Genomic DNA, 24,365 nt, shown 5'->3' on the forward strand with positions numbered 1-24,365 from the left:
ATGGACAATGCCCATTCAAAACTGGCGTCAGGCGATGAGTCGATTTATTATCGAATTCGAGGAACGCCTCGAAAGACATATCAACTAAATGGCAGTTACACAGAATCTGTTACAGGGTCTACGCTAATTCATTCTTCGGGCAGCTTTGCTGCCCTTTCTCTCCTTTAAGCTTAGTGTTTTTACCTTCATTTCATTTCCCTTATATCGCTACTGTGTTCATTCATATCAGGAAAATTTTCAACAACACGTCACGCGCATTGACCATTGACTATAATCCATACAAATCCTACACCTAAGGACAATGTTAATGACGTATAAATTCATCGCTGCACTGACCACTGTGATACTCGCAATCCTGTCATCTACAACACACGCTGCTAATTGGAGTAAAACACAGCTACATATCAATCGCGGAGTGTTTGACCACCCCTTTACCAAACAAAAAGCCATGAACGATATTATCTCTTTGCAACACGCATCAACCAATAACTATGGCGATGTGTTCTTTTTTGTAGATTACTTAGACGATGATTATGTTGATGGTTTTAATGACAAAGATTTTTATAGCGAAGGGTATGCAACCTTCAGTGGCAAAGCCCTGTTTGATTGGCAATATAACTTTTGGCGATTGCAAGACGTTGGCTTTGTTATCGGCTATAACGCCGCTGGCGATGCTAAAATGCTCAAGTACCTGCCTGGGATAAAGCTCAGTTGGGATATTCCAGGGTTTGACTTTTTAACCACTACAGCGACCGCATATTTTGATGATAGTGCTGGCATAGGACAAGGTGGCGCGCCGCAAACTAACAATACGTTTATGCTAGATCTCGCTTGGGGTTACCCCTATTCACTGGGCAGCCAGAAGTTTTATTTTACAGGCCACGCCGAGTATATCGGGTCAAGACGCAATGAAGTTGGAAGATATGTAAATGACTGGATATTAGCCCAGATGGCCTTTCAGTGGGATCTAGGACATGCTATCGCAACTACCAGCAATACCCTTATGCTTGGTGTCGAATGGCAAGTGTGGCGAAATAAAATGGGCACATCTCATAATGAGTCAGCGACCCAACTGCATATTGTTTGGACGTTTTAATATATTGCAGGGCTAATCTTTGTACGAGTGACTCCTTGTGTGGCTGTAATGGGTCGTAATTTGAACTTATCGTATTTTAGGCTCTAATTAATGTCGCGCTGATTGTGTTTGTTGCGCATTCATTTAAACCCAATTTACCGTCTAAGGAGTGAGACATGTCACACGTCACACCAAAACTAACTGCGCTACTTGGCGTACAAACTCTAGAGCAGTACCGCAATGAGCAAAGAAGCGAGCCAAGATGGGAATTCGTTAATAAAAATCTTGGTGTATCAGATGCAGATCTTGATCACAATTTTGAGTTTTTAAACGGCGCAGTACTTAATCGCGATGTCAATGGTGAGGTACTTTTAACCACCACGGGGCTTTTTGGCCCAATTCGTACCGGCACGTTAGTACACCTAGACCCTGAGCTGCCCAATCAAGTTGTACAAAGTGAGTTTGCCCCCATGAACCCTGAAGCAAACCTCGTTACTCGACTTAACAAACTACATGATGAACACACAGGACATCCACCATCAGCAAAACATGCACTCAGTGTGAACGGCTATTGGACGTCAGCTGTAAATGGGGCTGGTATACAAGGCTTAGATGGCGCTGCAAATGTGTTTGGCAGTACAGGCCAACTTATTTGTGATACTGATGAATTACATTTCCCGCTATTAACATATGGTGCTACTGATGAATCTAAAAAAGCGTATCTAGATACGCTTGCATACTATGGTGGCACACTCCTTAAGCCAAATGAAGAGTTTGCGTTAGGGTTCACACAAGACTTATGGGGGATCCAGTACGACCAAAAATTGCCGCAGTATGTTACTGAGTATCAGTTTGGCACTCAAAAAGGTGGCGGATTATTCGTAGAACATCACCCATTCCCGCACATTTGGCTGCCAGCGCAAGGTATTGACCCTGCATTTGGATGCAAAACAGTATCGAGAATTTTGCTTGGCCGCAGGCTCGATACCACACACGAGGACGGTTACTACCGTACCGTAGACACACAAGAATACCACTTTAGCATGTTTGAAATTCCGCAAGATGGCAGCGCCTTAGCGATACGCCCTCAATGTATCCACAACGACAGCTTTACCCAAGGAGCACAAACTGTATTTTTAGCTAATACGCCAGCCAATACAGTGGCATTGCGACACAGTGCACCTATTCAACATATGTGTGCAGGAGACATATCATTTAACAAACACCAGTAGTAATTAGCTCATCTATTTGTTTTTACTGCAAATTGTACTCCAAACCGAATTAGATAAGCCACGACGTAAATCTTGTTGTGGTTTATCTAGTTCATATGATTCTATTAAATATAACCAATTGATTATAATAAAATTATCACCTCATAACTATCGCAAATTAAAAAAAGATATTGAGATCAAAAAGATAATGAAAGGTTAAATTTATGTTTTTTTTCATGACCAACGTATCTATTATAGGTTCGATTTTAATCAATCTAAAAAGGATATTTTATGAAATCAAACATACTTACATGGCTGATGTGCTCAGCGTTATTTTTGATTTCTTGTGTAATTACAGCTTCTGCACGGCCTCTACCCAATGTAAAGTTAGTATTACCATGCCACGGCTGTTCAGACCATAAAAAGATGCAACTTGCTGAAAACGCAGCCTATATGCGAGGGCAAATCATCTACGTTGCAGATCGCTCTCCTTCTGGAAACTACACAGTACATGAGTATTGGGTTGACACGCCAGGGCCTGCAATGGCTAGTTCGTCTGTCATACTGCGTGAACTTCACTCTTGGTTTTCCCCGCTCAGCTCCGAAATAAAAGCTGCCGATACAAAAATAAGTACCGCATTGGATGAAACAACCGGTACTTTCATATATCAAAACAATAATTTTAAATCTGCTTTTGATGCTGTAAGAATGGACAGTAGCGTGTTTGGCGACTGGTTGGCTGATTACCATAGAGAACACTTTGCAGAGCAGTTTAGTGTGATTAATGCCGAGTTTGCAAAGTTGGCTTCAAAAAGGTTTGGATTTAGTTTTGGTGTATTTTCAGCTGGTTTGTCGGAAAAAGAGCTGCTCGTAACCCATACCTTCTCTGATGGAACCATAGTCAAAGCGGATGTTGACTTGGCAATGCACCTAAAGGATTCACACATAGAAATGCGGTTGAAAAACCTTAATTTCATTGACAAAAAAGGAACGCACATACCTAAAACAAAATATGGTCTCGACCGCTATTTTGACCTAATTGGTGATGATATTAAACACCTAGAAGAACGCGGTGAACCTCGTTCAGTGAGTGGACACTTTTCTGACTTATATACACCTAACTACGTTGTTATTGAAGGTGGCAATGGCGGCGGTGCAGGAGGAATTGTAAGGATGGCTTGCTCCTTTATTAAAGAGAGGAACACACAGTTTGTTAGCTGTGAGTTCTACTAATTTCCCGCTTTGAGAAGCTAAAAACATTATGCGAATGAAAAATTCGCATAATTTCCCCACTTGAGTTTTCCTTAACCCACCCTTTAATTTGTAATGCTTACTTTGTTCAATTCAAACGTTTTTTAAAATAGAGTAGATGCTATATATCAATCTAAAAACGTTTTTAAGCGAATTGAAAGTGTATTAGTGGAATTTTAAAATGGTGCCCGGGGCCGGACTTGAACCGGCACGCTGTTACCAGCGAGGGATTTTAAATCCCTTGTGTCTACCAATTCCACCACCCGGGCTTCGGGTTGCTTGCGCATGTGGAGAGTTTGATAAATGGAGGCGGAACCCGGAGTCGAACCGAGGTGGACGGATTTGCAATCCGCTGCATGGCCACTCTGCCATTCCGCCTTATTATCTAAAGTTTGGAGCGAGTAACGAGGTTCGAACTCGTGACCTCGACCTTGGCAAGGTCGCGCTCTACCAGCTGAGCTATACTCGCATCATTAATGCGGTTTATCTAAGTTGAAATTATCAATGCACTTGCTGTGCATGCCTAATTTCAGCTGAGTCATACTCACAAACTTCAAAAACTAAGGTGACCTGATATTTGATTGGAGCGAGTAACGAGGTTCGAACTCGTGACCTCGACCTTGGCAAGGTCGCGCTCTACCAGCTGAGCTATACTCGCATCTCTAAATGCGTATCACTTAGGTGAAATTAACTAAGACGAGGTCGCGTCTTTCTAATTTCAGCTGAGCTATACTCGCATCTCTATGAGAAACGATTCCCAAATCAAATGGTGCCCGGGGCCGGACTTGAACCGGCACGCTGTTAGCAGCGAGGGATTTTAAATCCCTTGTGTCTACCAATTCCACCACCCGGGCATCGGGTCTACAAAAGCGTTAGATTGGAGCGAGTAACGAGGTTCGAACTCGTGACCTCGACCTTGGCAAGGTCGCGCTCTACCAGCTGAGCTATACTCGCTTCACCAATGCGTTTTAACTTAGTTGAAATCAGTAAACACTTGGTCGCGCCTATCAAATTCCAGCTGAGCTATACTCGCATCATATTCTTCATACGAAGAAAGAGAAACATCTCTAATCTAAATGGTGCCCGGGGCCGGACTTGAACCGGCACGCTGTTACCAGCGAGGGATTTTAAATCCCTTGTGTCTACCAATTCCACCACCCGGGCATCGGGTTGCTTTCGCATGTGGAGTGTTGAGAAATGGAGGCGGAACCCGGAGTTGAACCGAGGTAGACGGATTTGCAATCCGCTGCATAGCCACTCTGCCATTCCGCCGACTTATTAAAAGATTGGAGCGAGTAACGAGGTTCGAACTCGTGACCTCGACCTTGGCAAGGTCGCGCTCTACCAGCTGAGCTATACTCGCATCACTTATGCATTCTAACTTAATTGAAATTACTAAAACACTTGGTCGCGTCTTTCTAATTCCCGCTGAGTTATACTCGCAATCTTTAACTTCAAAGGCGTACTGCCCTCTCAACACGGACGCATTCTACAGAAGTTATAAAACGCGTCAACATAAAAAATGAATGTTTTGAATCGTTTGTTCAAAAATTATCTAAACTGCCGTGATTATAAACACTTTCAGTTAAGATTTAGTCAATTGCGATTTTGCCGCATAGAAATAAGCAAGCATTGAGGTCACTGTAAGTAGTGTTGCAATCGCTAATAATGCATAGCTGATATTAATCATCCAAGGCTCATATTGCCAAATCAAACCTATGATGGCTAACATTTGCGCTGCGGTTTTAAATTTACCCAGTGAAGAAACAGCCACATCATCACGCTTACCGAGTTCCGCCATCCACTCACGTAATGCAGAGATCACAATTTCACGACTAATAATGATAATTGCAGCAGCTGTGACAAAATAGTTCTGGTAGTAAGTTGCCAACATCACTAACGCAACACTCACCATAACTTTGTCTGCTACAGGGTCTAAAAATGCACCAAAAGGAGTTGATTGTTCAAGCTTGCGAGCCAGATAGCCATCGAGGATGTCTGTCACAGAAGCCAACCAAAAAATAAAGGCAGCGGCAAAAAACGCCCACGAATAAGGCAAATAAAATAACACTGCGAATACAGGAATGAGTAACAACCTAAATGTTGTAAGCGCGTTTGGAATATTCCACATAACTACTTAGTGAGGTCTTTTTCTTTATGTTCGCATGAATGCTTAAGCTTTGTCATGCAAATGGTTAAATATCTTTTCAGCCGTTTTGGGGCTGATCCCTGGAACTTGTTTTAGTTGATGGATATTAGCAGATTTTACCCCCTGCATTCCCCCTAAATACTTCAACAGTGCCTGACGACGTTTATGTCCGACGCCTTCAATTTCTTCTAAAACAGATTGATTACGCTGTTTTTGTCTTTTGTTTCTATGCCCTGCTATGGCAAAGCGGTGTGACTCATCGCGAATATGCTGGATCAGATGTAATGCAGGAGAATCACTATCTAAGTTGACCGTTCTTCTTCCCCCATCAATGAGCAACGTTTCTAATCCGGGTTTTCGGCTAGTACCTTTCGCGACACCCACGAGCAATGGTAACTTATCTAGAGGCCAATCAGCAAAAAAAGCTTCCGCTCTTCCCAACTGACCTTTACCACCATCTATAAAAATAACGTCTGGTACTTTTGCTTCATCTTGCAATTTGCCGTAACGCTTATTCAATGCAAAATCCATAGCGGCATAGTCATCACCCGGTGTAATACCCGTTACGTTATAGCGCCGATATTCTTTGTTATTAGGTCCTTGCGCATCAAATACCACACAAGATGCCACTGTGTTCTCACCCATCGTATGGCTAATATCAAAGCACTCCATCCGCTGAATATCACTTAACTGTAATGCCTCTTTTAACAACGCATAGCGTTTATTAATAGAATCTTGTGCGCTTTGTTTTACAGCAATACTATTCGCTGCATTTTTATTTGCCAGAGCCAAGTACTGAGCGCGCTCTGAGCGAACTTGCGCCCTTAACTGTACTTTTCTTTGTGCTACTTCACTTAACGCATGGGCTAGCTCATCCTGCTCTACCAAAGCAAAGGGCAACACTACCTCTTTGGCTATTCGGCTATTGGTACCACCACTGAGATAATATTGACCAATAAACGAGGTTAGTATTTCATCCTCAAGAGAGTCTTTAGGCACTTTAGGAAAATAGGTTTTCGTTCCCAGAATTTTATGTTCTCTGATCATCAGCATATGAATGGCGCAAATACCATTTTGTTGCACAAAGCCAATCACATCCATTTCCGCAAAGTTCCCTGCCACCGACTGCTGTTCTTGCATTTGTCTTAGTAAAGCGATTTGGTCTCGATACTTGGCCGCCATTTCAAAATTTAACGCCATACTGGCATTTTCCATGCGTGTTACCAGTGTTGCGATAACCTGTTGGGACTTGCCATTTAAAAATTGGCGAACCATATCCACTTGATCTTGATATTCTTCGTCCGACACTTTGCCAACACATGGCGCAGAACACCTTTTTAGCTGATGCTGCAGGCAAGGACGACTACGAGCTCGATAATAAGCATCTTCACATTGGCGAACAGGAAATATTTTTTGCATCAACCGCAAGCTTTCCGACACTGCAGCGCTACTCGGGAAGGGACCAAAATACTCGCCTTTATACTTCCTCGCGCCACGGTGAAAAGCCAATCTAGGATGTTTATGGCCACTTAAGAAAATATACGGATAAGATTTGTCATCACGCAGCAGGATATTATATCTTGGCTGATACTTTTTAATGAGATTGTTTTCAAGTAATAATGCTTCAGTCTCAGTATTAGTCAACGTGACTTCAATATGACAAATGTTACTAACTAAAACTCGGGTCTTGCTATCAGGGATATTGCTACGGAAGTAGCTAGAAACACGCTTTTTGAGATTTTTAGCTTTACCTACGTAAATTACCTGATGTTCATCGTCGTACATACGATAAACACCAGGTTCAGTACTTAGGGTTTTTAAAAACGAGGTATGATTGAATACAGCCATTAAAGTGATAGATTATCGTGTGGTATCAATATCTATCATTTTATGACGGATCGCTAGATGTGTTAACTCTACATCTCCACCTACATTTAACTTTTCAAACATTCGGTAGCGATAGCTATTTACCGTTTTTGAACTCAAATTCAAACGCTCTGCAATATCTTGCGCTTTTTCACCTTTGGTGATCATCAGCATGATCTGCAACTCTCGCTCAGATAACGACTGAAACGGGTTTTCGTCATTACGACCACTAAATTGATTTAAAGCGATTTGTTGCGCAATCTCTGGTGCGATATAGCGTTGCCCTGCGTTCACAGCTCTAATGGCATTAATCATTTCATCAGGACCAGCCCCTTTGGTCAGATACCCATGTGCGCCAATTTGCATCACTTTACTAGGGAAAGGGTCTTCGCAATGAACCGTTAAAACAATCACTTTTACATCAGGGCAGTATCGGCAGATTTTCTTTGTCGCTTCCAAGCCTCCAATGCCTGGCATGTTCATATCCATTAACACAATATCTGGCTCATTTTGACGACAAAACGTAACCGCTTCCTCACCAGTTTTAGCTTCTCCGATCACTTTAAAACCACGAACGTCATCAAGTATACGTTTGATCCCTGTTCGTACAAGTTCATGATCATCAACTAAAAGTACGTTAATCAATAGCTCACCCTCTCACTGTTACCTTGGCCGTTATGTTTGTTATTTTACAACGTATCAAGTTACCATACCAATATATAAATTTTTAAATATTCACAAAAAACAGGTTAATTTATTTACAAAATAATCACACTTTAGTGACGCTAGGCGTAGATATAAGTCTAGTGCAATATCCTATTCTACGCTCGTTGAGAAAAACGGTTAACCCACAATGCAATAACACCATCACCCGTAACATTACATGCAGTACCAAAACTATCTTGCGCTAAATACAATGCAATCATCAAAGCAACCGCTGCTTCATTGAATCCCAGCATTGAAGTCAGCAGGCCCAAAGCAGACATTACAGCCCCACCAGGTGCACCAGGTGCTGCAATCATAACGATACCAAGCATAAGTACAAATGGCAGCATTTGTACTAAAGAAGGCACCGCCATGCTTGGTGAAAGTAACATAACAGCCATAGCACAAGTTACGATAGTGATGGTTGACCCTGACAAATGAATGGTTGCACACAAAGGAACAGAGAAGTTTGCTACTTCTTCTTTAACGCCATTTGCTTTACTTGCTTGCAGTGATACGGGTATCGTAGCAGCACTCGACATAGTACCGATAGCTGTAAAATATGCTGGTAACATATTTTTGATAAGTTCTAATGGACTGCGCTTAAGTAAAATACCACTACCTATATAAAGCAGACTCAGCCACAACCAGTGCATAACGATAGCTGCAAGTAGTACGATACCAAATGTGCTTAAAGTGTCCGCAACGGTTCCTGCAACCGCCATTTCTGCAAATACACCGGCAATGTAAATTGGCAATGCAGGAATAATGACCTTAGCCAGAAGTGCGTCTATTACATCGCGCCCTTGATCAACCACTTCTTTAAGTTTTACTAAGTTCAGTTGACTAATACCTATGCCAAAAATAAACGCGGTTGCCAATGCTGTCATCACCCCCATCAATGGAGCTATTTCTAAATCAATGTAACTTTTAACTTCAGTGCCCGACACAGCTTCATAGCCAATGGCTCCGTCAAAAAAAGGAATAAACGCGTTCACGAGCAATACAGCCAAAGTCCCTGCAACAATCGTCGAGCCATATGCAAAACCAACCGTTTTGCCTAGTAAATGTCCGGATCCCTGTGGTAAGCCAGCTATACCTGATGCGATAAAAAATAAAATAATGAGCGGAATAGTAAAATTGATTAGTTGCCCCACAATTACTTTGGCTGTGTACAGTAGCTCTACCAATCCCATTGGGAAGTAAAACCCAACCAAAATACCACCTAATATACCAGCTATAAGTTTAAGAATTAACGACATAATACTTCTCTAACTAAATCGATTCGTTGTTGTATCATGTTTTGTAAAGCAATTACCACAAATGTATTAACTTGCCTGTAAACTTATGTAAAGCACGCAAAGCATCCATGAGTAATTATTGCGCTGCCAGCCGATTTAGTGACCTAATCCATACTTAAATTCACCCTATTTAACTGCAATCCAGCGCGAAAAATTTGTTTACATCTGCACCATGTTATTTAATACCGTTTACATAATCTAGATAGTTTTAGCAGTATGATACGTAAAGTTATTCTCGCCTTATCCACGCTGGTAGCCGTAAACGCCATTGCCGATGAGCAAGCTGAACCCCTGCCCTTTATAAGTACTAATGCAATAATTGACGGTAAGCTTGATGAGCCTGTGTGGCAACAAGCAAAAAAGATAGCAATTAACAATGTAACTTGGCCGCAAGAAAACATACCCAGCCCAGTTTCTACAACCGCATACGTATATGAAAATGGCACCTCGTTGTTTGTGGCGTACAGAGCAAACGACCCAACCCCTGAACTGATCCGCGCCTTTTATAAAGACAGAGATAGAGTGTGGAATGACGACCTAGTTGGATTGAAAATAGACTCATTCAATAGCGGACGTAGTGCCTATCAGTTTTTTATCAACCCTTTGGGTGTACAACTTGATTCAATTGAAAATGAATTAACCAAAAGTGAAGATAGTTCATGGAACGGAATCTGGGACAGTGCCGGCACAATTGATGACCAAGGCTATACAGTTGAGATAGAAATACCCCTGCGTGTGCTTAATTTTGACGACAGCAAGCAAGTAAAAAACATGGCTATGGAGTTTTTGCGATTTTTACCTCGCGATCAGCGCCTGAGGTTGTCAAACATGCAGATATCTCATGCCAACAGCTGTTGGATCTGTCAAATGCCTGAATATTCGGGTTTTGCAAAAGCGAAGCAAGGTAATAACATTGCTATTATCCCTTCGTTGGTACTGAGTAAATCTCAAACGAGAGACATTGATGGCAGTGAAGTGCCAGATTGGCAAGATGATGATAAATCAGAGCCAGGCCTAGATGTAAAATGGGCGATCACCCCTGATACTACAATCAATGCCACCCTTAATCCTGACTTTTCACAAGTTGAAGCAGATACAGGTCAACTCAGTGTAAACAATAGTTTTAGTTTATTCTTTCCTGAAAAACGTGCTTTTTTCCTTGATAATGCCGACTACTTTTCCTCCCATTTAAACTTAATTCATACCAGAAACATCGCCGCGCCCGATTATGGAATCAAGCTATCAGGCAACAAGCTTGGACACACTTATGGTGTGTTTGTCACTAACGATGAGCAACTCAACGTGTTAGTACCAGGTAATTTAGGCTCTAGTGTTATTTCGCTAGAACAAAAAAGTGATAACGTAGCACTTCGCTATCGCTATGATGTCAACGATGGCCTTTCAATTGGCTCTAGCGCCACCATTCGAGACTCAAAAGACTATAAAAACCAACTTATAAGTTTTGATACGAAATACAAGCCAACAACCAGCGATACTTTCAAAGTTCAACTACTTCGCTCAAATACGCAATATAGCCAAGCATTTGCAGATGAGTTATGTGATGGAGATGATGGAGACTGCGCACAACTTCCTGCCACTGAATGTGTACAAGGTGAAGACTGTGATTTTAATGAAGGCGTTTTGCGTACACTCAATCAAGATGATTTAGATGGCTTAGGCTACTTTTTAAATTATGAGCACAACACTAAGCATTGGAGAACATTCACAAGCTATCAGAGCTATGATGAAGGACTCAGAGCCGATATGGGTTTCATGTCTCAAGTAGACTTCAACAAGTTTTTAGCTGGTTTTGAATATCGTTGGTACGGCGAACAAGACAACTGGTGGAACCGCGCTCGTTGGTACACCGATTGGGATATTACACATAATGACGATGGTGCATTATTGGAAAAAGAGATCCAAACAAATGTAGCCATTGATGGACCCTTGCAAAGCTTTATTGACTTTGGTGTAGAACACCGTAAACGCACGGGATTAAGACACAACAAAGCGAGCTTAAAAATTGATAATAATAGTGATCTTTTCTCAGAAAATACCCTTTGGACATACATGGAATTCAAACCGGTATCAGGTTTATTTGCAGGGTTAAACTTAAGAACAGGTAATAAAGTAGACTTGGCTAATAACCGAGTTGGGCAAATGCGTTTCGCTCGCCCTGTTATTAATCTAAACTTAGGGAAACACTTTGAAGTTAATTTTAGACACAGCTATGAAACGCTTAATGCTGATGGTGCGCAAGTGTACACAGCTAACCTAACCGATGTGCGTTTAACTTATCAGTTCAACATCAACAGCTATTTACGTATCGCTGTGATCCATACTGATATAGATAGAAATATCGAAAACTATATTGACGATGTAGATGCGCAATATAAAAGCTTAAGTACACAGCTTTTATATTCATACAAACTAAATCCTCAAACGGTATTTTTTGCAGGCTATGCGGACAAAGGATATCAAGACGATGATTTGTCTAAATTGACCAAAGATGAAAAAACATTCTTCGCCAAATTTAGTTATGCTTGGCTAATGTAAAAGAATAAGTAAGACATTTTATATTTCTTTTGGCTATAAGCAAATTTGATATATCTTATAGCCATTCCTTACTTCAGTTTTACGCAAAGCCAAGTAAAGTGTGATGTTAAGTAAAACCTATAGCACCTAAGGGAACACAATGTCTAAGATTTTCGCTGATAACAGCCTAACTATTGGTCAAACTCCGATTGTAAAATTAAACCGCGTAACTGGCGGTAACGTGTACGCAAAAATTGAAGCGCGTAACCCAAGCTTCAGCGTAAAATGTCGTATTGGTGCTTCAATGATCTGGGATGCTGAAAAATCTGGATTATTAACAAAAGATAAAGAGCTTATCGAACCAACTTCTGGAAATACTGGTATTGCACTGGCATTTGTAGCTGCATCTCGCGGTTATAAGCTAACGTTAACAATGCCTAACACCATGAGTTTAGAGCGTCGCAAACTGTTAAAAGCACTAGGTGCAAATCTAGTCCTAACTGAAGGCGCTAAGGGTATGAAAGGGGCTATCGAAAAAGCCAATGAAATTCAGGCAAGCAACCCTGACAAGTATGTTCTTCTACAGCAGTTTGAAAACCCAGCCAACCCTAAAATTCACTTTGAAACAACCGGCCCAGAGATTTTTGATGCAATGGACGGAAAAGTTGATTATTTCGTAGCTGGCGTAGGCACGGGTGGTACTATCACTGGTACTACACGTTTCCTTAAAAAGGAGAAAGGACTTGATGTTAAAGCTATTGCTGTTGAGCCAGTTGACTCACCAGTGATCACGCAAACGCTTGCTGGAGAAGAAGTAAAGCCTGGTCCACACAAAATCCAAGGTATCGGCGCTGGTTTCATTCCTGGTAACTTAGATCTTGAGTTAATCGACGGCACGGAACTTGTTTCAAATGAAGAAGCAATCGAAATGGCACACCGATTAATGAAAGACGAAGGCATTTTAGTAGGCATTTCTTCAGGTGCAGCTGTAGTCGCGGCTAAACGTATCGCTGAAAAACCAGAAAATGCAGATAAAAACATCGTGGTCATTTTGCCAAGTGCAACAGAGCGTTATTTATCTAGCCCGCTGTTTGCTGATGAGTTTTCTGAGCAAGAACTTGTTCAGTAATACACTGTACAAATTCTAAAAAGCCGGCTTATGCCGGTTTTTTTGTTCCTAAAAAAGTTTGAAATATAACAATATTTTTCTAAACTTAAGTCACTATCTGCTAGAGCGATTAAAGAGATATGCGTACCATACTGGCATTGCTATTAACGCTTATTCCATTTACTACGGCAGCACAGGATGTCGTCAACGTAGGCTATTTTAAAAACGCCACTTACCAACTTGTGCAGGGCAATACCTATAAGAATGGCTACCTGTACAATGCCAATGGGCGAAAGAAAATGCTTCATGTGGTTACGCTTGATTGGCCCCCCTACATAGGACAAGCGTTGTGTAATAAAGGCTGGGTATTCCAATTTACTATCGCTCTTCTCGCTGAACAAGATTACCCTGTTTACATCGAGTTTTTACCTTGGGCGCGCGCGGTGAGAAGCGCTGAAACGGGTAAAGCAGATATCCTCATGCCCGAATATTATATAGAAGATTCAGCGCCTTCAGATTATGTTACTGGCAAAACACGTCGTGAAGTTTTAGCCCTATCTAATTCTTTTCCTGGTGGAGAAATAGGCTTTTTAAAAAGAAAAGGCGACAAGGATCGTTTCGATGGCAATTTAAGCTCACTAAAGGGTCAAAAGATTGGGGTCGTTAGAGGTTATCAAAATACCCCGGAATTTGATGCCATGATGGACAATGGTGAGTTTGTGATTGTGGAAGCCGTTGATGACTTACAGCTTGTTAAACTATTAGTCGCTAAACGCGTAGATTTGATTATTGGCGACCCAAAAGTACTTCGCTTTACGGTTAATTACTCAGATTTGTCAAAAAGTGAAAAGGTTAAGTTACTCAGCAATATTGAAAACGAGAGTAAACCAATCAAGTACAACCACCTCTATTTTGCGTTAAGTAAAGAGTCTAGCCAATGGCGCCAGGTACTGGAAGATATAAACAAAAGCTTGTATCAATTTAGCAATCGGGGCGAAACGCAAAGGATTATCGAAATGGGTAATTTAGAGTGCTTTTAAAAAAGAGCGCCAGCTGGCGCTCTTTTTTAATCAAGCATTGCCTTAGAGTTCGGTTTGTACTTTTTTGAACAGACTTTGAACTGGCTCACTTGGCTCAGAAGTCAGTAAACTAACACCAATAATCGCCGCGGACGATACGATGAAACCAGGGATAATTTCATAAATAATGGCACTGAGTGCTTCGCCATTAATTGTAATAGGAGCATAGATCCAAAATAGTACGGTAGCAGCACCAGACACCATACCCGCTAGTGCCCCATAAAAGTTCATTCGTTGCCAAAATAGACTTAGCAACACCAATGGTCCAAATGCCGCACCAAACCCTGCCCAAGCATTACTCACTAAGCTTAGGATTGAACTATCTCTATCGTAAGCCAAATAAATAGCACACAGTGCAACGGCAACAACGCTTAGACGACCAACAAAAACCAGCTCTTTGTCAGTTGCTTCTCTGTGCACAAAAATCTTATAGAAATCTTCAGTTAAAGAGCTAGAGCTCACCAAAAGTTGTGACGAGATTGTACTCATAATGGCCGCTAAAATAGCCGCAAGTAAGAACCCGGCAATTAACGGATGGAACAACAATTGCGAGAGAATGAGGAAGATTGTTTCAGGGTCGTCAACAACAATACCTTTTTCATAAGAATAAGCCGCACCAAACAATCCTGTGCCAACAGCGCCTAAGGCGGCCACAATCATCCAGGTCATACCGATACGACGTGCCGTTGGCATATCTTTAACGCTGCGCACCGACATAAAACGCACAATGATATGAGGCTGACCAAAATATCCCAATCCCCACGACATAGCCGAGACAATACCAATCGCACCACCAGCACCTACCCATGTCATCATGTTAGGATTCACCGAGTTTAGCGTTGAGGACAGCGGCGCATCTAATAATGAAAATGTCACAACTGGTACTAAGATCAAGGCAATAAACATAATACAGCCTTGCACAAAGTCAGTCAGGCTGACCGCTAGAAAACCGCCAAATAAGGTATATAACACAACTACACCTGTGGTGATATAAAGCCCTGACTCGTAGCTCATACCAAAAGAGCTTTCAAAAAGCTTACCACCGGCCACGACCCCTGATGAGGTATACAAGGTGAAAAATACGATGATGACAAGTGCTGACACAATACGCAGCGCATTGCCTCGGTCTTCAAAGCGATTAGCAAAGTAATCTGGGATGGTGATTGAATCGTTGGCAAGCTCAGTGTAAACACGCAATCTTGGCGCTACCAAGAAGTAGTTTAACCACGCACCAATTATCAAACCAATCGCAATCCAAGTGCTGCTAAAACCAGACACAAACATGGCACCTGGCAAGCCCATTAAAATCCAGCCACTCATGTCAGATGCACCCGCTGATAACGCAGCGACACTCGGCGGCAAGCTTCGCCCACCAAGCATATAACCAGATACGTCACTGGTTGATTTACGATAAGCGTATAGGCCAATGCCCAACATAACCACAAAGTATATGACTAACGAAATAATCGTGCCTAATTCCAAAGTTACCTCCTTCGTTATGGGCACCCTACTCAATGACAATTATCCAGCACGTACCTTTCTTATTGTCATTAAAAAGAGAGCCTTATTTGTTTTGTCTGACTATAACATGAATAAACCTCGCACCCCAGCATAGTCGTTAGAGTAGACTTCTCACTCTTTTATTCAGCAACTGTAAAGGCATGCTCACGTAAAAAAGGATGAATGGAAAAGCTAAAAATAGTGAAATAGAACCAAGCAGTCTATTATTTAAACAGTTAGGTTCGATTTTTTGTGTTTATGAACTTTTACGCTGCACGACAACCTATTTTTGACATTGATAATAAACCGATAGGCTATGAGATATTATTTCGTAATGGGCCTAATAACGAGTTCCCGGGCATAAATGCCGATAAAGCCACATCTCAGTTACTAGAAGGCAGCCAGTTTTATTTTGAACTTGAAGAGCTTAGCAACCACAAACCCGCTTTTATCAATTTTACTTTGAACACGCTCCTGCTTGGTTATCCTTTTATGCTATCTCCAAAGCACATGGTGATCGAAGTGGTTGAGTCTATTGAACCCGGTAAAAAGCTACTAGACTGCACCAAAGCGCTGCATAAAAAGGGTTATCGTGTTGCTTTGGATCATTATCGACACCAAGCTGCTTGGCGGCATTTTTATCCATACATTAAATATCTTAAAATCGATGTAGCAACAACACCTTGGCCTGAAATCCAGCTAATAAAAAAGGAAATTCAGCCGCACAAGCATATTCAACTCATTGCTGAAAAAGTAGAGAGCCATCAGCAATTAGATCAACTTAAAGCGCTTGGCTTTGAGTTTTTTCAAGGCTTTTATTTTGCGAAGCCTGAAATGCTCAAAAGTAAAATGTTCAGTGCAAGTGAGCTATCTATTACCAAACTACTCAGCGAAACAGCGAATGAATATGTAGACGTAAAAAGATTAACGCCCATATTTGAGCGCGATGTAAATTTATCTTACAAGCTATTGCGCTATACCAATTCAGCAATTTTTAAGCGTAGAACCAAAATCAGTAATATTAAACAGGCGTTAGTAACACTAGGTAATCAGGAGCTTAAGAAGTTTTTGTCACTGATGTTTGCAGCGCAAATCTCGCCAGACAAACCCGCAGAGTTAATTAAAATGTCACTCACCAGAGCGAGATTTTGTGAGCAGCTAGCGCTTAATGCCGACAGTAAAAAATATGTTGGCCCGGCTTTTTTAACCGGCATGATGTCGCTTATCGATGCAATTCGAGATGATAGTATGGAAAATATCATGGGCCACTTACCGCTCGTTGATTCGATAAAGCAGGCATTGGTTGTCCGTGAAGGACCATTGGCGCATTTACTACTGATTGTGCAAAGCTATGAGCAAGCTGACTGGCTTACAGCTCAAAAACAATGTCGAGTATTAAATATCAATCCTGAGATCTTACCGTTAATTTACAATGACGCACTTAGTTGGTGCGATGAACAGATGCAAGTGCTTGCTTGTGAGACACAAGACTAAATAATTGCATATCAACACATATTAGGTGCGACAATCTGTCACATTCCAAAGCATCGGTTAATAGATAAAATTCTCGCCAATCATCAGATTGGTAGAGACCCATGAGAAAAACACTTCTAAATATCACGTTATTAAGCGCCCTAAACTGCGCCGCTTATGATGACTCATTTGAGCACATAATCGTTATTGCACCAATGCAATCACCCTTAACTGTAAATACAGACCCTAAATTACCTCGCCAGCCATTGCCTGCTCAAGATGGCGCTGATTTACTTGCTAGCATCAGCGGATTCTCAATGGTTAAAAAAGGTGCGGCTAGTAGCGATCCTGTATTTAGAGGCATGGCAGGTTCGCGATTAAATATCATCACTGATGGCGGATTAACGCTGGGTGGTTGTGGTTCACGAATGGATCCGCCAAGTGCTTATATCACCCCACAAACTTACGATAAGGTAAAAGTAATTAAGGGTCCACAAACAGTAATTTACGGTTCAGGTAATAGTGCCGCTACGATAGTTTTTGAGCGAGAAACCGAGCGAATGGTAGATGACCATATAACAGGATTCGTCAATACAGTTGCCAGCAGCGCAAACAGACGTGGACTCAACACTGACATAAAACTGGGCACAGCTGATTACTTTGTTCGTTTAGCAGGCAGTTATAACCGTGCCGACGATTATATAGATGGCAGCGGCACCCCAGTACACTCGCACTATAAACGTTGGAACAATGATATTGAACTTGCTTATACGCCAGACGACGATAAAACCATTAGTCTAACGTTTGGCAGAAGTGATGGCGAGGTCGCTTATGCTGATAGAATGATGGACGGCAGTCTGTTTGACAGAACACATGCAGCTATTTCAACAGATTGGGCGTTAGAACTACCTTATGTAAATCGTATTGAAGCTCAGTGGTATTACAATTACGTCGACCACATCATGGACAATTATTCGCTTCGCAGCTTTACGCCCAACATGATGATGAAAAATCCCACGGCTTCTAACCCTGACAGGCGCTCTTCGGGAGCTAAAGTGCTACTTAATGCTCAATTTAACTCATTCAACGAGCTTGTATTTGGCGTAGATCTGCAGCAAGACAAGCACCGAAACCGAATAAGCCGTGACCAGTTTAATAACCCTGTAACAAACCTTAATCGCGTTAACGATGCCGTTTTTAATAAAGTCGGCGTATTTGCTGAGCATACTTATCTGTTCAACAACGACCAACAAATTATCTCTGGTCTGCGACTTGATAGCTGGCGTGCACGCGATGATCGCCAATTTATTAAAGCGATAAAAAGCACCATACCAAACCCAACTGCGTCAATCACTCGAAAAGATAACCTTTGGAGTGGTTTTACTCGAGTAGTCACCCAAAACAACCAAAGTCAGTATTATATTGGGTTAGGTTACACTGAACGCTTTCCAGACTATTGGGAGTTAATGGGTGCAAACCGTGCAGCCACCAACAACCCCAGCGCGTTTTTTGTCGATTCGGAAAACACCAAACAGCTTGATTTAGGCATGCTTTATAAGGCCCATAAGTGGCAAGCAAACGTATCTTTATTCTATAACCGCATCAGCGACTTTATTTTGATTGATAACCACTTCAAGCAAAGTTCAAGCAGCCGCAATGTCACTCGGAATATCGAAGCACAATCGATTGGTTTTGAGGCCGAAGCGTCCTATCAGATAAACGAGAATTGGCAAGCCAGTAGCAGTGCAAGCTATGTACGCGCAAACAATTTGACCGATCATACTCCCCTTGCTCAGCAACCTCCGCTACAAATTCGCCTTTCATTTAACTATGAACAAAGCAATTGGCATGCAGGCCTACTTTGGACTATAGCAACCGCACAACATCGTGTTTCACTAGGGCAAGGCAGCATCGCTGGTCAAGATGTGGGGCCAACAAGTGGCTTTGGTACGCTGTCATTCAATGCGCGCTACAGCTTGTCATCAGGAATTGATTGGAGCGTCGGAATTGATAATCTTCTAGACAAAACGTATGCACAGCACTTAAGTAAATCAGGCGCTGCGGTAAACGGCTATGAGCAAATTGATAAAGTTAATGAACCAGGCATGACGCTATGGAGCAATATCAACTGGCGTTTTTAAATATTACTGCCGTTAATTCAAGTTCAGGTTAATTCACTTCAGCTTTAGATAAGCGAATATTATCAATAAAGTGATTATACCAACACCGAAATCCTACGCAGGCTTTCGGTGTAACTCCTTGGATAACTTGTTACACTAACGCATATTTCTATACACTAAGTTTTCAGATGCAAAATCAACAAGCACTCGTTGACGCTATCAATACCAAAATGCCTTTTGGAAAATATGCTGGCACCCCATTATTGTTACTGCCCGAGCCTTATGTCGTTTGGTTCAAACAAAAGGGATTTCCTCAAGGAAAGTTAGGCCAACAACTAGCGATGATCTACGAGGTGAAACTCAATGGCCTTGAAAAGCTCCTGATGCCGCTATTACACAAACATTAAAGCTTGTTATCTAGTTTTGTAGACGCATGTTGGGATGCGTCCTTTTTCCTGATTAGCGTTGTAAAGGCTGCTTTTATTGGCTTTAGATAGATAGCAGAGAGTGAATCATGACCTGCGTCATATTGCCCTACTCCGATGCTAATGTTAGGCGCTGAAGACGCCTTTATCAGCGAGCCATACATTCTATCCCATATCGCCAGAGCTGAGCCTAAATTGGTATCAAAGTGTTTGGGGTTATCGCTGTGATGGATCTGGTGTTGAGCTGGACTAATAAACCATCCTTCTAATTTATCACCCCAACTAAAGCGAATATGAGAATGCCTTAAATTGGCACCAAAAATATTAAACGCAAACACAAACGCGTTGGCGCCAAGAATGTCGTACATGCTTAGCTCGGTGCCAAAAAAATGGTATCCAAAGCCCACAACAAGCCCCTGCGTTAATGCCATTCGGCATGCATAAAGATAACTTTCAACTGGGTGAGAACGATAAATGGTAAACGGCGTTAGCACTTTAGCGGAGTGGTGAACTTTATGAAACTCCCATAAAAAAGGCACTTTGTGTAACAGTAGATGCAGTAAAAAACGCGTTAAATCATCAACAATAAACAGCATCAAGGTAAATATACCGATCACAGCGGCTTCAGACCAAGCAAGGTGTAAAGGTTGACCAAATAGCCACTGCAGCGCATCTGTAGTAAAAATGGCAACCGGCACCATAGTTAATACGATTGGCGCAAAAAGAGCGGCTTTTAACAATACATTGGTGACGAGCAAACAGTAATCAAGTTTTGCACTTTGGCTAAGCCATACACTTTTGGGGAATAAAAACATTAAAAAACCAGCGAGTGAGCGCCGAGTTTTCTCTTGAGATGCAAAATAAACAGGCACGGCCATGAGCACAGCACTGAGCAGGTAAGGAATATAAATACGCTTATTTGCATCTAGCAAATAAGTTGGCAACGAAATAAAACTTTGCCACATTTGCTCTAACATCATTTACCTCAAAAAAAGGGTCAACCGTGTGACCCTTCATTATTTTTAAGTATTCAGTTATCGATTTTAAAACTGATACTTATACCCCAACGAAAACTGACGTGGCTTACCCGGACGTGCACCATATGGGCGACGACTCACTACCTCAGTTTCATCCAGTAGGTTGTCTACTTTTGCATAGATACGACCATAGTTACCTAAGTCATAACTAGCCGACAGGTCCACAACCATATTCGAAGGCACTTTTTTACCAGCCAAAGGAATTTTAGTCTCTTTGCCAGTGTCTGCATTTGTCCAACTCACGCCGGCTGCTTCTGGCATTGAACTAACATATTTTACGGCCATAGACAGCTGCCAATTTTGCGCCGCTAAACCGATATTAAAGGTTGCTTGATGGTTAGGCAAATAAGGTAGCTCGTCACCTTTTTTCACTCTACCCCACTGCGCAAACTCAGAATCTAAGTCATGTTGAAACTCACTCTTGGTGTAGGTATACACAAAGCCATAAGGAATTTCTAACTGCAGATTTAATGGATAGCTTTGTGAAAATTGTGCTTCAATACCATACACATCAACTTCACCACCATTAAACTCTTGGTCGATTTGATCGCCAATGCCACAGTTTGATTGACTACAACTTTCTTTTAAGTTGCTGTAATCATTATAAAAGCTAACCAGTTCTAACTGGGTAACGCCATCGTTAAAACGGCCACCAAATTCATAGTTTACGCTCTTCTCAAGCTTGATGTCATTTTCCTGCGCAGGTGAGAACGGCACAAACCCTTGGTGTACACCAAACAACAATCCAGACTGCTCAGACAGCTTGTAAAAGCCGCTCACACCTGGCAACCAAATGCGAGTTGTTTTGTCTTGCCAATCAAGTGCATCTTTGTTGTTTTGGTAGTGCATATCCATCAATTCACCACGCACACCTACACCAAGTGTTAAAGCGTCGAGCGTAATTTGATCTTCCATATACACAGACCATGCATCGGTGGACTCAATATCAAGCGTGGTAAATGCTTTCTCTTGACCAGTGTCTGCAACCTTGCCAGCAGTCATTGCATAAGTTTGCTCAAAGTGCTTACGCTCGATCTCATCTTCATGATAGCGCACACCAACCGCTAATTTATGGTCTAAGTCAAATAATTGAAACTTAACTGACGCATCAACTTGAACACCTTGTGAGAAGTATTCGCGGTCATTAGTGCCCATCGTTAAGAAAATAGCACTGCGACCCGCTTGCACTGAATCTTGCTGACCTGCTATCACAGCATACTCATCGGCATACAAACTAGGATCAGCTAAAATTGCCGATAATGATCCGCTAGTGTTAGTCAACCCATTAAGCTTGCGCCAAGCACGTTCATAATCGTTACGATAAATACGTGTCGTTACTTTTATATCATCACTTTCTAAGTAATGAGAAAACATCACTTGTTGATGTTTAGTATCCATTAATGCGTCTTGAGATGCCGCGTAACGTCTATAAGGCGTTTTTGCAAAATCAGCATCCGTAAGGCCTAAATAGGTTTCATCCGATTCTTCATCTGAATAGGACAGCTTCACCCCAAACGTATGGTCAAACCCTGCGGCACGCATTTTGTAGTTAAACTTGGCTAAAATATCGTTTTTATTAAAGCCAGTATCACCACCGCCATCTAAGTCTTTAAAGCCATCGGCTTTAAGGTTAACCCCTTCAACTAAAAAACCGACATTATTAGCAACCGAACCAAAATAGCCATGGGCTTTTTGATAACCATCGGTGCCTGCGGCAACATCAATACCGCCTTCTGTAAACTCTGGTACCTGACGTGTCACTAAGTTGATAGTACCCGCTACTGTCTGTGGACCATACTTGATAGCAGCTGGGCCTTTAAATACCTCAACTGCCGTCATACGCGTGGTGATTGGAAAGTAGTATGCAGCGGGTGCAGAGTAAGGAGACGGACCAATTAACACACCGTCTTCTAAGATAGTTATCTTTTTACTACGCTCAGGAGTTACGCCACGAAAACCGATGTTCGGACGCAGTCCATAACCATCTTCTTCACGGATATTCACACCTGGCACCGAGGCTAAAATACGATGAATATCATCATACTCATACTTTGCTAATTGCTCCTCGGTTAACAAGGTTGCAGAGCCTGCTTCAGTGCGCAGTTTGTCATAATGACTCAAGATTTGAATGTGCTCTAAGTTGTCATCATTATCAGCTGCAAATGCACTTGGCATGGCGATCGCTACTGCCAGAGCTAACATAGATTTTTGCATAAAAGGTCCCTTAGTCATTATCACCTGCCGACGTTTTTGGAAGTTCTAGCGCAAGCTTATTAATAAAGTCATTTTTAAGCTGATCGGTCACCGTTTTTACTTTGCCATGTGTGTTTGCAACACCAGCTTTATCTTCAATAAGCGCTGTTTGCAAGTTGCTCTCTAGTGCATTGGCCGCGGCCTTAGCGTCGGCAATGCCTTGTAGCATTTTCTGTTTGGTATCCGATGCTTGTTGCTCATCTAAAAAGTCATCAAAACCTGTTGCTGTTGCGTCAGTGTTGCCACCTAAAAACAATTGTTCAAACGCAGCAATATTCGCTTTAATGTTTTCGATTGAGTGCTTGGCATAAACCGATTCCACAGCTTCTGGGCATGCCTCTAAACCACAGCTATTAGCAAACAACCCCAGCGGCGTTGCCAATTTGTAGTCTTTAAGTTCTTCGGTCATATAGAACAACGCATCAGAGATCTCATTGATAGCTTTAGTTTTTGACTCAAACTTGTTGCCAGGTTGGCCTGCTGTTTTTAGCACTTGACCGTAACCTTGCTCTCCGCCCCACTGAATTAGCAAGGTTTGCGCTGAATGACTTAGATCGTTTGCTACTTCAACTGCAAACTTACAACGTGCCACTTTACGAGTTTGTTCTGTGCGAGTATTCCAATCAGCCAATATTTCGCCAGCCGTTATGCTTGAACAGCTATAGTTTAGGTTCTCGTTGAACAGTAAATATTCCAGCGCGTCTAAACCACGGCGCTTGTCTGAGCGATTACGGATGTTGTAAGCAACACCATTAATATTGCCCTGCTCAAAAAACACCACGTCTTGGTCAACACTACAAGTACTGGCATTTGGCCAAGAGTAAATGTCGTTACGTAGCGATTTATCATTTTCAAGCAACGGGCCCACTATCATTAGTTCTGCATGCTGCCAGCTTATCATGGTTTCACGCCACGCATTTTGCGCACCTAGCATGGCGTTATCTCTCGCCGCTTTTGCCGCATCATCTTGCATGCTCGCATCATAGCTGCTTTCTAAATCGCAGTAGCTTTTAACTTGAGTGGGTAGTGATTGTGCTTTACTTGCGAAAGCTTCAAAAGTGGGGGTAATTACGTTGTCAGTTAAATTTACCAGCAATGCTTGCTGATCAAAGTTAATCGTGACATTCCCTTTGTTGTTTGAGAAGTTCTCGCCTTGGGAACTTGAGGTACTCTCACCACAACCACTCAACAGTGCAGCCAAGGTCGTGGCCAGCAGCAAAGGTTTTAATGTTGGTGTCATCAATAGCCTCTTTTATTCGATTTCATATATGACAAAA

17 protein-coding genes and 9 tRNA genes are annotated in these 24,365 nt (G+C 41.9%); 9 read left to right on the forward strand and 17 right to left on the reverse strand.

Annotated elements, in window-relative coordinates; all coding sequences use genetic code 11:
• The first annotated feature begins 307 nt into the window (after positions 1-307).
• From HC733_RS15135 to HC733_RS15145, 3 genes are all read left to right on the forward strand, one after another.
• Positions 308-1,096 carry a nucleoside-binding protein gene (locus HC733_RS15135; protein WP_190365862.1) on the forward strand — a complete coding sequence of 263 codons (789 nt, stop codon included), beginning with the start codon at positions 308-310 and terminating at the stop codon, positions 1,094-1,096.
• A gap of 155 nt (positions 1,097-1,251) precedes the next feature.
• Positions 1,252-2,307: a hypothetical protein gene (locus HC733_RS15140; protein ID WP_190365863.1), complete on the forward strand. Its 1,056-nt coding sequence runs from the start codon at positions 1,252-1,254 to the stop codon at positions 2,305-2,307.
• 270 nt (positions 2,308-2,577) lie between these two features.
• The gene (locus tag HC733_RS15145; RefSeq protein WP_190365864.1) at positions 2,578-3,519 is read left to right on the forward strand and encodes a hypothetical protein; all 942 of its coding nucleotides are present in this window, start codon (positions 2,578-2,580) and stop codon (positions 3,517-3,519) included.
• A 200-nt stretch (positions 3,520-3,719) separates the two neighbouring features.
• Here HC733_RS15145 and HC733_RS15150 read toward each other — a convergent pair.
• The 13 genes from HC733_RS15150 to HC733_RS15210 all read right to left on the reverse strand — a co-directional run bounded on the left by HC733_RS15150 (position 3,720) and on the right by HC733_RS15210 (position 9,519).
• Positions 3,720-3,806: transfer RNA gene (locus tag HC733_RS15150), tRNA-Leu, on the reverse strand.
• Positions 3,807-3,841: 35 nt separating this feature from the next.
• Positions 3,842-3,915 (reverse strand) — tRNA-Cys (locus HC733_RS15155).
• 15 nt (positions 3,916-3,930) lie between these two features.
• A tRNA-Gly gene (locus tag HC733_RS15160) sits at positions 3,931-4,006 on the reverse strand.
• 113 nt (positions 4,007-4,119) lie between these two features.
• A tRNA-Gly gene (locus tag HC733_RS15165) sits at positions 4,120-4,195 on the reverse strand.
• A gap of 109 nt (positions 4,196-4,304) precedes the next feature.
• Positions 4,305-4,391 (reverse strand) — tRNA-Leu (locus tag HC733_RS15170).
• A 24-nt stretch (positions 4,392-4,415) separates the two neighbouring features.
• A tRNA-Gly gene (locus tag HC733_RS15175) sits at positions 4,416-4,491 on the reverse strand.
• A 123-nt stretch (positions 4,492-4,614) separates the two neighbouring features.
• Positions 4,615-4,701 (reverse strand) — tRNA-Leu (locus tag HC733_RS15180).
• A gap of 34 nt (positions 4,702-4,735) precedes the next feature.
• Positions 4,736-4,809, reverse strand: a tRNA-Cys gene (locus tag HC733_RS15185).
• A gap of 15 nt (positions 4,810-4,824) precedes the next feature.
• Positions 4,825-4,900 (reverse strand) — tRNA-Gly (locus HC733_RS15190).
• A 222-nt stretch (positions 4,901-5,122) separates the two neighbouring features.
• Complete coding sequence (gene pgsA, locus HC733_RS15195) at positions 5,123-5,668, reverse strand: CDP-diacylglycerol--glycerol-3-phosphate 3-phosphatidyltransferase (protein ID WP_190365865.1); 546 nt, start codon at positions 5,666-5,668, stop codon at positions 5,123-5,125.
• Positions 5,669-5,710: 42 nt separating this feature from the next.
• On the reverse strand, positions 5,711-7,534 hold the full coding sequence (uvrC, locus tag HC733_RS15200; protein ID WP_190365866.1) for an excinuclease ABC subunit UvrC: 1,824 nt from the start codon (positions 7,532-7,534) through the stop codon (positions 5,711-5,713).
• 12 nt (positions 7,535-7,546) lie between these two features.
• A complete protein-coding gene (gene uvrY, locus HC733_RS15205) occupies positions 7,547-8,197 on the reverse strand; it encodes a UvrY/SirA/GacA family response regulator transcription factor (protein WP_171624715.1) in 651 nt (216 codons plus the stop codon).
• A 176-nt stretch (positions 8,198-8,373) separates the two neighbouring features.
• Entirely contained in the window at positions 8,374-9,519 is a 1,146-nt protein-coding gene (locus HC733_RS15210; protein ID WP_190365867.1) for a dicarboxylate/amino acid:cation symporter, read from the reverse strand.
• A 255-nt stretch (positions 9,520-9,774) separates the two neighbouring features.
• Between HC733_RS15210 and HC733_RS15215 the strand changes: the two genes are divergently transcribed.
• The 3 genes from HC733_RS15215 to HC733_RS15225 all read left to right on the forward strand — a co-directional run bounded on the left by HC733_RS15215 (position 9,775) and on the right by HC733_RS15225 (position 14,241).
• Positions 9,775-12,114 carry a carbohydrate binding family 9 domain-containing protein gene (locus HC733_RS15215; RefSeq protein ID WP_190365868.1) on the forward strand — a complete coding sequence of 780 codons (2,340 nt, stop codon included), beginning with the start codon at positions 9,775-9,777 and terminating at the stop codon, positions 12,112-12,114.
• A 139-nt stretch (positions 12,115-12,253) separates the two neighbouring features.
• Entirely contained in the window at positions 12,254-13,222 is a 969-nt protein-coding gene (gene cysK / locus HC733_RS15220) for a cysteine synthase A (RefSeq protein ID WP_190365869.1), read from the forward strand.
• Positions 13,223-13,341: 119 nt separating this feature from the next.
• Positions 13,342-14,241, forward strand: coding sequence for a substrate-binding periplasmic protein (locus HC733_RS15225; RefSeq protein ID WP_190365870.1), 900 nt, complete (start codon positions 13,342-13,344; stop codon positions 14,239-14,241).
• A gap of 42 nt (positions 14,242-14,283) precedes the next feature.
• Here the strand turns inward: HC733_RS15225 and putP are convergent, their stop codons facing one another.
• Positions 14,284-15,762 (reverse strand): sodium/proline symporter PutP, encoded by a 1,479-nt coding sequence (gene putP / locus HC733_RS15230; RefSeq protein ID WP_190365871.1) that lies wholly within the window; start codon positions 15,760-15,762, stop codon positions 14,284-14,286.
• A 276-nt stretch (positions 15,763-16,038) separates the two neighbouring features.
• Between putP and HC733_RS15235 the strand changes: the two genes are divergently transcribed.
• From HC733_RS15235 to HC733_RS15245, 3 genes are all read left to right on the forward strand, one after another.
• On the forward strand, positions 16,039-17,274 hold the full coding sequence (locus HC733_RS15235) for an EAL and HDOD domain-containing protein (RefSeq protein ID WP_190365890.1): 1,236 nt from the start codon (positions 16,039-16,041) through the stop codon (positions 17,272-17,274).
• Between the two features lie 101 nt (positions 17,275-17,375).
• On the forward strand, positions 17,376-19,394 hold the full coding sequence (locus tag HC733_RS15240) for a TonB-dependent copper receptor (protein WP_190365872.1): 2,019 nt from the start codon (positions 17,376-17,378) through the stop codon (positions 19,392-19,394).
• Positions 19,395-19,561: 167 nt separating this feature from the next.
• A complete protein-coding gene (locus tag HC733_RS15245; RefSeq protein ID WP_171624723.1) occupies positions 19,562-19,780 on the forward strand; it encodes a DUF3820 family protein in 219 nt (72 codons plus the stop codon).
• Here HC733_RS15245 and HC733_RS15250 read toward each other — a convergent pair.
• From HC733_RS15250 to HC733_RS15260, 3 genes are all read right to left on the reverse strand, one after another.
• Complete coding sequence (locus tag HC733_RS15250; protein ID WP_190365891.1) at positions 19,777-20,775, reverse strand: sterol desaturase family protein; 999 nt, start codon at positions 20,773-20,775, stop codon at positions 19,777-19,779. The two genes, HC733_RS15245 and HC733_RS15250, sit on opposite strands and share 4 nt — an antisense overlap.
• 66 nt (positions 20,776-20,841) lie before the next feature.
• Positions 20,842-23,067, reverse strand: a complete 2,226-nt coding sequence (locus tag HC733_RS15255; RefSeq protein WP_190365873.1) for a TonB-dependent receptor family protein — start codon at positions 23,065-23,067, stop codon at positions 20,842-20,844.
• Positions 23,060-24,328, reverse strand: coding sequence for an imelysin family protein (locus HC733_RS15260; RefSeq protein ID WP_190365874.1), 1,269 nt, complete (start codon positions 24,326-24,328; stop codon positions 23,060-23,062). The genes HC733_RS15255 and HC733_RS15260 overlap by 8 nt, the downstream gene beginning before the upstream one ends.
• Positions 24,329-24,365: the final 37 nt, after the last annotated feature.

The sequence above is a fragment of the Pseudoalteromonas sp. S16_S37 genome (assembly GCF_014694405.1).
Taxonomy (GTDB): domain Bacteria; phylum Pseudomonadota; class Gammaproteobacteria; order Enterobacterales; family Alteromonadaceae; genus Pseudoalteromonas.